Origin of the sequence: Pseudomonas sp. LS.1a (assembly GCF_022533585.1) — a bacterium.
GTDB lineage: Bacteria > Pseudomonadota > Gammaproteobacteria > Pseudomonadales > Pseudomonadaceae > Aquipseudomonas.
On sequence record NZ_CP092827.1, the window covers coordinates 5,370,618 to 5,382,531 of the forward strand.

Here is an 11,914-nt window from a genome sequence, read left to right on the forward strand (position 1 = left end):
TACCGCAGTTGCCAGCCTCAGGCTGCAAGCTGCAAGACGATCACTTGAGCACGACGGGCCCCGCGTACGGGGCCGCCACTTGCAGCTGTTGTTACTGCGGGTTGGCACGGGTGCTGGACAGCAGTTGCTTCAGGTTGGCTGCCTTCGGCTTGACCAGCCAGAAGCGCCGCACGTAGTCGTCCAGGTTCTCCGAGAGCTCACGCCCCCACTCGCTGCCGGTCTCTTCCACGTACTCGGCAAGGACCCGCGCCAGGTGGCTGCGGTAGGCCTCCATCGCTTCACCACTGATACGCTGGATTTCCACCAGCTCATGGTTGAGCTTGTCGACGAAGGTATTGTCCATGTCGAGCACGTAGGCGAAGCCGCCAGTCATGCCAGAACCGAAGTTGTAACCGGTCTTGCCCAGCACGCAGACAAAGCCGCCGGTCATGTATTCACAGCAGTGATCGCCAGTGCCCTCGACAACAGCGTGGGCGCCGGAGTTACGTACAGCGAAGCGCTCACCAGCAGTACCGGCGGCGAACAGCTTGCCGCCGGTGGCGCCGTACAGGCAGGTATTGCCGACGATGGCGCTGTGCTGGGTTTCGAACGGGCTGCCGGCTGGCGGCACGATGGTGACCTTGCCACCGGTCATGCCCTTGCCGACGTAGTCGTTGGCGTCGCCTTCCAGGTGCAGGTTCAGGCCACCGGCGTTCCACACGCCGAAGCTCTGGCCCGCAGTGCCTTTGAAGCGGAAGGTGATCGGCGCCGCGGCCATGCCCTGGTTGCCGTGCAAGCGGGCGATTTCACCCGACACGCGCGCACCGATGGAACGGTCGCAGTTGCAGATGTCGAGGCTGAACTCGCCACCGGCCTGGTCGCGGATGGCCGGCATGGCCATTTCCACCATCTTCTCGGCCAGCTCGCCCTGGTCGAACGGCGGGTTCTTGTCGACTTCGCAGAACTGCGGCTTGTCCGCCGGGATGTGCGAGCTGCCCAGCAGTGGCGACAGGTCCAGGTACTGCTGGCGCTCGGTGTCGCCCGGCAGCACGTCGAGCAGGTCGGTACGGCCGATCAGCTCGCCGAGGCTGCGCACGCCCAGCTTGGCCAGCCACTCACGGGTTTCTTCGGCGACGAAGGTGAAGAAGTTGATCACCATGTCGACGGTGCCGATGTAGTGGTCCTTGCGCAGCTTGTCGTTCTGGGTGGCCACGCCGGTGGCGCAGTTGTTCAGGTGGCAGATGCGCAGGTACTTGCAGCCCAGGGCGATCATTGGCGCGGTACCGAAGCCGAAGCTTTCGGCGCCGAGGATGGCCGCCTTGATCACGTCCAGGCCAGTCTTCAGGCCGCCGTCGGTCTGTACCCGTACCTTGCCGCGCAGGTCGTTGCCACGCAGGGTCTGGTGGGTCTCGGCCAGGCCCAGCTCCCACGGGGCACCGGCGTACTTGATCGAGGTCAGCGGCGAAGCACCGGTACCACCGTCGTAGCCCGAGATGGTAATCAGGTCGGCATAGGCCTTGGCCACACCGGCGGCAATGGTGCCGACGCCGGCTTCAGCCACCAGCTTGACCGAAACCAGGGCCTGCGGGTTGACCTGCTTGAGGTCGTAGATCAGCTGGGCCAGGTCTTCGATCGAGTAGATGTCGTGGTGCGGCGGTGGCGAGATCAGGGTCACACCCGGTACCGCATAGCGCAGTTTGGCGATCAGGCCGTTGACCTTGCCGCCTGGCAGCTGGCCGCCCTCACCGGGCTTGGCGCCCTGGGCAACCTTGATCTGCAGCACTTCGGCGTTGACCAGGTACTCCGGGGTCACGCCAAAGCGGCCGGTGGCCACCTGCTTGATCTTCGAGCTCTTGATGGTGCCGTAGCGCGACGGGTCTTCACCGCCCTCACCCGAGTTGGAACGCGCGCCCAGGCGGTTCATCGCCTCGGCCAGCGCTTCGTGGGCCTCAGGCGACAGTGCGCCCAGCGAGATACCCGCGGAGTCGAAGCGCTTGAGGATCGCCTCCAGCGGCTCTATCTGCTCCAGCGGCAGCGGCTGGTCGGCCACTTTCACCTTCAGCAGGTCGCGGATCATCGACACCGGGCGCTGGTCGACCAGCGTGGTGTATTCCTTGAACTTGGCGTAGTCGCCCTGCTGCACGGCAGCCTGCAGGGTGTTGACCACATCCGGGTTGTAGGCATGGTATTCGCCACCGTGGACGAACTTCAGCAGGCCGCCTTGCTGGATCGGCTTGCGCGCGCTCCAGGCTTCGGCTGCCAGCAGCTTCTGGTCGCTTTCCAGGTCTGCGAAGCGCGCACCCTTGATGCGGCTGGAAACGCCCTTGAAGCTCAGACCGACCACTTCCTCGGACAAGCCGATCGCTTCGAACAGCTGCGCGCCACGGTACGAGGCGATGGTGGAGATACCCATCTTCGACAGGATCTTCAGCAGGCCCTTGGAGATGCCCTTGCGGTAGTACTTGAAGACTTCGTCCAGGTCACCCAGCACTTCGCCGGTGCGGATCAGGTCGGCCAGCACTTCATAGGCCAGATATGGGTAAACGGCCGAGGCACCGAAGCCCAGCAGCACGGCGAAGTGGTGCGGGTCGCGAGCGGTGGCGGTTTCCACCAGGATATTGCTGTCGCAACGCAGGCCCTGTTCGGTCAGGCGGTGGTGCACCGCACCCACGGCCAGCGAGGCGTGCACCGGCAGCTTGCCCGGAGCAATGTAGCGGTCGCTCAGCACCAGTTGGGTCTTGCCAGCGCGCACGGCCTCTTCAGCCTGGTCGGCGATGTTGCGGATGGCCGCTTCCAGGCCGACGCTCTCTTCATAGTTGAGGTCGATCAGCTGGCGGTCGAAGCCTTCGCGCTCCAGGTTCATCAGCGAACGCCACTTGGCGGGCGAGATGACCGGCGAGCTGAGGATCACCCGCGAAGCGTGCTCCGGGGATTCCTGGAAGATGTTGCGCTCGGCACCCAGGCAGATTTCCAGGGACATGACGATCGCTTCGCGCAGCGGGTCGATCGGCGGGTTCGTCACCTGGGCGAACTGCTGGCGGAAGAAGTCGTACGGCGAGCGCACGCGTTGCGACAGCACGGCCATCGGCGTGTCGTCACCCATCGAGCCGACCGCTTCCTGGCCCTGCTCGCCGAGCGGACGCAGCACCTGGTCACGCTCTTCGAAGGTGACCTGGAACATCTTCATGTACTGCTTGAGCTGGTCAGCGTCGTAGCTGGCCACGCCCTGGTCGTCGGTCAGGGTCGCCTGGATGCGCAGGGCGTGCTGACGCAGCCAGCGCTTGTACGGGTGGCGCGACTTCAGGCGGTTGTCGATGGCGTCGGTGTCGAGGATCTGGCCGGTTTCGGTGTCCACGGCGAAGATCTGGCCCGGGCCGACGCGGCCCTTGGCGATGACGTCCTCGGGCTTGTAGTCCCATACGCCGATTTCCGACGCCAGGGTGATGTAGCCGTTCTTGGTGGTCACCCAGCGCGCCGGGCGCAGGCCGTTACGGTCGAGCAGGCACACCGCGTGGCGGCCTTCGGTCATGACGATACCGGCCGGGCCATCCCACGGCTCCATGTGCATGGAGTTGTATTCGTAGAAGGCGCGCAGGTCGGCGTCCATGGTCTCGACGTTCTGCCAGGCTGGCGGTACCAGCATGCGCACGCCACGGAACAGGTCGATGCCGCCGGTGACCATCAGCTCCAGCATGTTGTCCATGCTCGAGGAGTCGGAACCGACGCGGTTGACCAGCGGGCCGAGCTCTTCGAGGTCGGGGATCAGGTCGTTGGCGAACTTGGTGCGACGGGCCATGGCCCAGTTGCGGTTGCCGGTGATGGTGTTGATCTCGCCGTTGTGGGCGAGGAAGCGGAACGGCTGCGCCAGCGGCCATTTCGGCAAGGTGTTGGTGGAGAAGCGCTGGTGGAACACGCAGATCGCGGTTTGCAGGCGCTCGTCACCCAGGTCCGGGTAGAAGGCCGCGAGATCGCGCGGCATCATCAGGCCTTTGTAGATGATGGTCTTGTGCGAGAAGCTGCAGATGTAGTGGTCGGCGTCGTGGGCGTTGGCCACGGACGAACGGCGACGGGCACTGAACAGCTTGATGGCGAATTCCTGGTCGCTCAGGCCTTCACCGCCGATGAACACCTGCTCGATCTGCGGCAGGCGCTCCAGGGCCAGGCGGCCGAGCACGCTGGTGTCGATCGGCACCTTGCGCCAGCCGACCAGCTTCAGGCCAGCGTTGATGATTTCGCGGTCCATGTTGGCGCGAGCGGCTTCGGCTTTGACCGGGTCCTGGTTGAAGAACACCATGCCGACGGCGTACTGCCTGGGCAGTTCGACGGCAAAGTGCTCCTGGGCCACGGCACGCAGGAATTGATCGGGCTTCTGCATGAGCAGACCGCAACCATCACCGGTCTTGCCGTCGGCGTTGATGCCGCCGCGGTGGGTCATGCAAGTCAGGGCCTGCATGGCGGTTTGCAGAAGGTGGTGGCTCGGTTCGCCCGTCATGTGGGCGATCAGGCCAAAACCACAGTTGTCCTTGAATTCTTCGGGATGGTACAGACCTGTTTTCATAGACACATTCTCACCAGGTTCACCTCTCAACGGAGGTAAATCTCTTTTTTAACAACCACTTACCATCCACGCCGATCAAACGCCAGCTTTTTTGCGGTGGCCATGGAAAACCATTGTTGCACAGCGACAGCGATGCTCACAAATTTTCATGTCTCACCATTGAAAATTTATGTCGCAATTTTGAATGTTTTTGCGCCATGTGCCGTGATAGCGGCTTGGCTCGAGTCTGAAGCGTTTCAGCCATGACTGCAAGTAAGGCTTGTGGCCGGCAGTCCGGGACAGAAAAGCCTGCCGCGCTCAGGCGCAGCAGGCTAGTCGAAAGCTAGAATTCGCTTAGCTACTGGGCGGCAGGGTGATGCCGCCCGGAAGGTATCAGCGGGCCGAGGCCAGCTCTTGTTGGACGCTGGCGACGGTACGTGGCCAAGGTTTACCAGCCTGGACCTTCGCTGGCAAGTTCTTGATTGCCGCAACCGCTGCGTCGCGGTTGGCGAAGTTGCCGTAAGTGACCACGTACAGCGGCTTGCCCTGCAGGTTTTTCTTGAAGTAGCGATAGTCGCCACCCTGGGCCTTGACGAACGCCTGGGCCGAAGCCTCGGAGCTGGTACCCAGGATCTGCACCACGTAATTGCCCGGTTTCTGTCCGGCGTACCAGCCGCTGTTGCCGCTGCCACCGGCCGCTGGCTTCTCGGCAGGCTTGGCGGCCGGCTTGGCCACGGCGACCTGGGTCGGTGCTGGTGCAGGCTTGGCAGGCGCAACCGGTTTGGCAGGCTGGGTTGCGACAGGTTTTGGCGCAGGCGCAACCGGTTGTGGTTGCGGCTGCACTGGCTGGGCCGGCGCCGTGGCTACAGGCTGGGCAGGTACCGGTGCCGGGCCCGCCGGCACACCTTGCGGCGGCGCGATGGTGGTCACGGTTGGCGGTGGGTTGCCAGGCTGCAGGGCAGTATCACCGGCCGGGCTGCCCTCTTCGCCCTCGCCCATGCCCGCAGCCTGGGCCAGCGGCTCGCGCATCACCGGCTGCGACTGGCCAACCAGCGGCAGCGGCATCGGCTGGGACGAACCCGAGAACTCGATAGCCGGGCTGCCACCATTGGCCTGACCCTCGCCAAGCGGCAACTGGGCCTGGGCGGCCGGCGCTTCGGCGGGCGCCTTCTCACCTTTCTTCGGCATCAACACCGCGGCCGCAACGGCGACCACAACCACAGCGGACAGCGCGAGCACATGTTTTTTAGGCATCTTGAACCCCATGGATGGTCGCTTGGCCGTCGAGCGGCTGGCGATCATGGCTTCGATCAAAGTGTCACGGGCGACCTGGTTGATGTTGCCAGGCCAGCCGTCGGAGTTTTCATGGATATCGACGATCTGTTCACGGCTGAACACCTCGATGCCCCGGCCAGCACCTTCCAGGCGCTGCTCCAGGTACTCGCGGGTTTCTTCTTCACTGTAGGGGGCGAGCTCGATGATGTGGAAGCGTTCTTCCTCGACATGGATCTCTTCAAGCCCGGCAATCAGCGACGGCTCACCGAACAGGAACACATGCGGGCGCCCTTCCGGTACCCCCGCTGCCAATTCCAGCAACGCTTGGAGTGCCGACTCGTCGAGTTGTTCCGCATCGTCCACCAGCAAATACACTTCCTGGCCGGTCAGTGCCAGTTGCACCACCTTGGCCAGGATCGCCTGCACTTCGGCCTGGGCCACATCCAGGTTCTGCGCGACCTGGCCCAGTACGCTGGCGGCATCGCTGGCGCCACGGGCGGACACCACCACACTCTGCACCGCCTGCTTGTTGGTGCTGGCCACCAAGGCCTGGCGCAGCAGGGTCTTGCCGCTGCCCAGCGGGCCGCTGACAACCAGCATCAGCTGACTGTAGCGTGCCAGGTGGTGCAGTTGGCCGAGCACGGGCTTGCGCTGGGCCGGGAAGAACTTGAAGCCGGGCACGCGGGGCGCGAACGGATCGTGGCTCAACTGGTAATGGTCGAGAAAGGCCTCATCGGCATGCAAACTGGTCATTGCGCTGTCACAACCTCAAAGCTGGGCCACGATCGCGCGGTAATCCGCCGACAACGTGGCCTGTAGAATCTCTTTCGGATAGTCGTCGGTCACCACGGCCTCGCCCATCTGGCGCAGCAGCACCAGACGCAAACGACCATCGAGAACCTTCTTGTCGACCGCCATGTGCTCCATGAAATGCGCCGGGGTCATTTCCTGTGGTGGCACCACCGGCAAACCTGCGTCCTGCAACAGGCGGATTCCGCGATCGCGCTCGGCCTGGTCGATCCAGCCAAGGCGCATGGACATCTCCAGGGCCATTACCGTGCCCGCCGCCACGGCTTCGCCGTGCAGCCACACGCCATAACCCATGTGGGTCTCGATGGCATGCCCGAAGGTATGCCCCAGGTTCAGCGTGGCGCGCACGCCAGACTCGCGCTCGTCGGCACCCACTACCGCGGCCTTGGCCGCGCAGGAGCGGCGGATGGCTTCGGTCAGCGCCACCGGGTCGAGGGCACGCAGCGCCTGCATATTGTCCTCGAGCCAGGCGAGAAACGGCTTGTCGCAGATCAGGCCGTACTTGATCACTTCGGCAAGGCCTGCGGACAGCTCGCGTGCCGGCAGGGTCTTGAGGCTGGTGGTATCGATCAGCACCGCATTGGGCTGGTAGAAGGCACCGACCATGTTCTTGCCCAGCGGGTGGTTGATGCCGGTCTTGCCGCCGACCGAAGAGTCGACCTGGGACAGCAGGGTGGTCGGCACCTGGATGAAGTCGACGCCGCGCTGGTAGCAGGCGGCAGCGAAGCCGGCCATGTCACCGATCACGCCGCCACCCAGGGCGACCACGGTGGTGCGGCGGTCGTGCCGCGCAGTCAGCAGGCCATCGAAAATCAGTTGCAGGGTTTCCCAGTTCTTGTGGGCTTCGCCATCGGGCAATACCACCGGCAGCACCGAATAGGCACCCAGGGTCTTGCTCAGGCGTTCGAGATACAGGGGCGCGACGGTCTCGTTGGAAACGATGGCAACCTGCCGCCCGGCGATGTGCGGCGCCAGCAGCTCGGGCTGGTCCAGCAGGCCTTCGCCAATGTAGATCGGGTAGCTACGCTCGCCCAGGTCGACTTTTAGTGTCTGCATGTATCCCCACAATGTACTTGGGCGCGACGCCGTTCAGGCGCCCACGCGGTAACGTTGAACCTCGCCTCGGCGCTGGGGGCCGAGAATAGTCCCGGGCTAACGGGGCGGCAACTGCTGCAAGCGCTCGAGAATATCGATCACCACCATGCGTGGTGGCCGCTCGTCGGTTTCTACTACCAAGTCGGCGATCTCGCGGTAGAGCGGGTCGCGGGCTTCCAGCAGGGCGCGCAAGGTCGCCTCGGGATTGGCCGTGCGCAGCAGGGGGCGATTGCGATCGCGTGCGGTACGGCCAACCTGCTGTTCCACCGAAGCATGCAGGTAGATCACCCGGCCACCCTGATGCAGCGCCTGGCGGTTGGCTTCGCGCATTACCGCACCACCGCCGGTCGCCAGGACCACGCCGTCGAGTGCGCACAGCTCGGCGATCATCGCCTGCTCACGGTCACGGAAACCCGGCTCGCCTTCCTTGTCGAAAATCCACGGGATGTTGGCGCCGCATCGCAGTTCGATTTCCTTGTCGGAATCCTTGAACAGCAGGCGCAGCTCTTTGGCCAATAGGCGTCCAATGGTGCTTTTACCAGCGCCCATGGGCCCCACAAGTATCAAATTTCGCACAGAATCAACGACTCACAGCAATCGCCTGGTCATTCATGATACGCGGAGTCAGGAAGACCAGCAGCTCGGATTTTTTCTCTTGTAATGCATCGCGTCGAAACAGCCGCCCAACATACGGCAGATCGCCGAAAAATGGCACCTTGTCGACCACATTGTTTTGCGAGGTCGAGTACACGCCACCGATCACGATCGTTTCGCCGTCCGCCACGCGAACCCTGGCATTGACCTCGTTCTTGCGGATCGGCGGTACATTGTTCAAGGCATTGACGTAATCCGGCTCGTCCTTGGTCACCCTGACGGTCATGATCACCTTGTTGTCCGGAGTGATCTGCGGGGTCACCTCCAGCGACAGCGAGGCTTCGCGGAACGCGACCGAGGTGGCGCCACTCTTGCTGGTTTCCTGGTAAGGCACCTCGGTACCCTTGAGGATCCTGGCCGTTTCCTTGTCGGCAGTGACGACCTTGGGCTGCGAGATGATCTCGCCATTGCCGCTCTTTTCCATGGCACTGAGCTCCAGGTCGAGCAGCACGCCGCCACGCAGCAGGCCCAGGCCGATGCTGCTGCCCACGCGCTCCACTCCAAGGTCGACGAACAAATCCTTGCCCGGCCGCGGGCTTTCAACGTACAGCGGCCCACCCCAACGCACCCCCAGGTTCTTCTCGTAATCGACGTTGGCCTCGACGATACGTGCCTCTATTGCCACCTGGCGCACCGGCACGTCCAGCTGCGCCACCAGTTTCCGCAACTCGGCAAGGCGGTCGGCGGGCTGGTATACCACCAGGGTATTGGTGCGCTCATCGACACTCAGGCTACCTCGCCCGGTGAGAATACCGTCGTCCGCCAGGCTCGCCAGCAGCAACTCCGCCAGCTCGCCGGCGTTGGCGTGATGGATGGGCAGCAGTTCCCGACGCAACGGCTGCAACTGCGCATCCAGCGCCTGCCCCATGCGGGCATCGACAGACTGCGCGGCAAACTCGGCCGCAGGCGCCACCAGCAGCACATTACCCTCCTGGCGCCGGGCCAGGCCCTTGCTGCGCAGCACCAGGTCCAGCGCCTGGTCCCACGGCACATCCTGCAAGCGCAAGGTGACGCTACCCTGCACGGCATCGCTGGCGACCAGATTGACGCCGGCATAGTCAGCCAGCACCTGCAGCAGCGAGCGCACTTCCACATCCTGGAAGTTCAGCGACAGCGGTTCACCCTGATGAGGCGTCGCCAACGCCAGCGGGATCGGCAGCACCGCTGCCAGCGCCCATTTCTTCAATGTTTTCATCGTGGTCCGGGGCCTCCTTGCCCAGGCGCTTTGCGAGGGTGATGAACGCCGTGCGCTCGTGCCACACCCCTGCCATGAACAGCCGTTCGCGTACTTCGACCTGGCTTTGATCAACCTTCACCACCACCCCCAGATCACGCCCGACCCGGTCCCCAGGGCGCACGCGATAGAGCCTGCCAGCAGCCACCAGCAGTGCTTCGTGTTCCTCCCCACGCGACAGGCTGCCAACCATCTCCAGTTGCGCCAAAGGCACATTGGCCAGCCCGGTGCCCGTCAATCGCGTCGCACCGGGCGCAAACGGGTCGACTGCGGGCGCTGCGGCCATGCCCCTGGCAGGCATGCGCGCAAGTGCAGCGGGCGCCGGCGTGGGGGCCAGCGCCTGATAGGCATCAACCCGCAACTGCAGGCGCAGCAGACCAGGCTGGCCAGCGACCGCAGCCAGCTGCAGGTCACCGCTGCGCAACACGCGCGCCTGGCCCAACCAATCGCCCAGCCACTGGCGCAAGGCCGCATAACGCCCCACCACCTGTAGCTCCAGCGGTACCTTGCGCAAACCGGCCTGTTGTTCGTCTTCGTGCACATCGAACCGCTCGATGAGCAAACCATGCGCATGCCCCGAAGCCGCCAGGCGGTCGAGCAGGTCGCTCATGTCCTCTCCGGCGGCCAGGTGCCAGTGCGCCTCCTGCAAGCGTTGCTCGGCAATGGCCACGGACGCCTGGAGCTGCTCCAGTTCGGCCAGCTGCACCGCACTGGCTGCCTGCTGTTCGTTCAGCTCTATGTACCGGGCCTTCTCGTACGCCTGCTGCTGCAACACTGCCGGCAGACGTATCGCGCAGCCCAGGCCGAATAACGCCACGGCCACCAGCACTGGCGCCAGCTGCCTGAAGCGTCGGGAGCGCTCGGCCACGGCCAGCCAGCCGAGTACCAATGCAGCATTCACAACCAGAACGCCGAAAAACGCGCGCCCAGCAGGAATTCATCGCCGCCCGGCAGGCTCCTGATGCGCCTGAGTTCCAGACCGAACAACACATTCGAGCGGCTCAGGTCACGCATGAACTGCGCTACCACGGCACCGGACGTGGCCAGCCCGGTCATCTGCAGGCGGCCGTTTTCAAGGCTGAGGTCGAGTAGCTGCACCCCCACTGGCAACGCCCTCTCGAGGTCGGCGAACAGCCCGGCCAGCACATCCTGATGGGCGCGCAGGCCTTCCAGCGTGGCCGTGCGAGCCAGTAGTGCCTGGTGCTGCGCACGCACCTCGGCCAGCGGCTGCAATTGCTCGCCCAACACCTCAAGGGCTGCCTGGCGCTGGGTGTTGGCCAGCGCCTGCTGCTGCCCGCGCTGGCGGGCCAACTGGTCGACCAGCATCACGGCACACAGGGCCAGCAGCGCACCGGCGACCAGCTGCCTGCGAAAACACCGCAACGCCGCCTGACGCTGTCGTTCGCGCCAGGGCAGAAGGTTCAGCCGCATCATCGGCGCAACCCTCCAAGCGCCAGGGCGCTCGCCAGGATCATCGCGCCATCGAGGTGCTCCAGGCCTGCCAGGTCGGGCACCAGGCGACACGGCGGGTTCAACCGGGAGCCCAGGTCCTGCAGCCGGCCCGCCTCTATCGGCGAACGACTGGCGACCAACAGGCAATCGGGCAAAGGCTCATTGGCGAGCAGGTCCTGCAGGCGCTCCGGCAGCGCCCCCGATATCGTCGACATGCCCAGGCTCAGCTCACGCCGTTGCTGCGGCCAGCCCGACTGCCAGCTATAGAGGGTGGTGCTGTGCGCCTCGATACGCAGCAACGCCGCGCCCTGATGACTGCCCTGCGGCAGCATGCGACCCAAGGCAATGCTGTCAATCTCCACGGCCTCCAGCTGCAACCCGGCCTCCTCGACGACGGCTTCAAGTGGCGCCAGCGCACTCTGCCGACACGCAGCCACCATCACCTCGGCGCAACCTGGCTGGTCACGGGAGCCCCCCATGACCTGAAAATCCAGGGCCAGGTCTTCCAACGGAAATGGGAATAGCCGTTCGGCGTCAGCCAGCAGCTGCGCCTCCATCTCTGCTCCGCCCTGTTCCACTGGCAAGTGGCACAGCTTGCAGATCACCTGGTTGGCCGGCAGCGCCAGCGCTACCCGGCGCTGCCTGAGGCCGCTGCGTCGATAGGCACGCCTCAAGGCAGCCACAACGGCGGCAGGCTCTGCTACCCAATCACTGCCAGCCGGTGATTCGAACGGCTCTTGTAACGACACAAGCACCCTGCAGCGTCGGTTATGCCGCTGCAGTTGCACCATCCGAACGGTGTCAGGGGCAATTTCCACCCCCACGAGTGAACCGGCATCCTTGCCGAAGCGTCCTAGCATCGTGGCATCCTTGTTGTC

8 protein-coding genes are annotated in these 11,914 nt (G+C 64.4%); all 8 read right to left on the reverse strand.

Annotated elements, in window-relative coordinates:
• Positions 1-91 precede the first annotated feature (91 nt).
• A complete protein-coding gene (gene gltB / locus MKK04_RS24715) occupies positions 92-4,537 on the reverse strand; it encodes a glutamate synthase large subunit (protein WP_207828294.1) in 4,446 nt (1,481 codons plus the stop codon).
• Between the two features lie 372 nt (positions 4,538-4,909).
• Positions 4,910-6,544, reverse strand: coding sequence for an SPOR domain-containing protein (locus MKK04_RS24720; protein ID WP_207828293.1), 1,635 nt, complete (start codon positions 6,542-6,544; stop codon positions 4,910-4,912).
• 15 nt (positions 6,545-6,559) lie between these two features.
• A complete protein-coding gene (gene aroB / locus MKK04_RS24725) occupies positions 6,560-7,657 on the reverse strand; it encodes a 3-dehydroquinate synthase (RefSeq protein ID WP_015272135.1) in 1,098 nt (365 codons plus the stop codon).
• Positions 7,658-7,753: 96 nt separating this feature from the next.
• Positions 7,754-8,272 carry a shikimate kinase AroK gene (aroK, locus tag MKK04_RS24730; protein WP_028698445.1) on the reverse strand — a complete coding sequence of 173 codons (519 nt, stop codon included), beginning with the start codon at positions 8,270-8,272 and terminating at the stop codon, positions 7,754-7,756.
• Positions 8,273-8,276: 4 nt separating this feature from the next.
• Positions 8,277-9,545 (reverse strand): type IV pilus secretin PilQ, encoded by a 1,269-nt coding sequence (locus MKK04_RS24735; RefSeq protein WP_233688152.1) that lies wholly within the window; start codon positions 9,543-9,545, stop codon positions 8,277-8,279.
• Positions 9,469-10,485 (reverse strand): pilus assembly protein PilP, encoded by a 1,017-nt coding sequence (locus MKK04_RS24740; RefSeq protein WP_241106062.1) that lies wholly within the window; start codon positions 10,483-10,485, stop codon positions 9,469-9,471. Before MKK04_RS24740 ends, MKK04_RS24735 begins: the two co-directional genes overlap by 77 nt.
• Complete coding sequence (locus MKK04_RS24745; protein WP_233688150.1) at positions 10,482-11,018, reverse strand: PilN domain-containing protein; 537 nt, start codon at positions 11,016-11,018, stop codon at positions 10,482-10,484. Before MKK04_RS24745 ends, MKK04_RS24740 begins: the two co-directional genes overlap by 4 nt.
• The gene (pilM, locus tag MKK04_RS24750) at positions 11,015-11,896 is read right to left on the reverse strand and encodes a type IV pilus biogenesis protein PilM (protein WP_241106063.1); all 882 of its coding nucleotides are present in this window, start codon (positions 11,894-11,896) and stop codon (positions 11,015-11,017) included. Before pilM ends, MKK04_RS24745 begins: the two co-directional genes overlap by 4 nt.
• Positions 11,897-11,914: the final 18 nt, after the last annotated feature.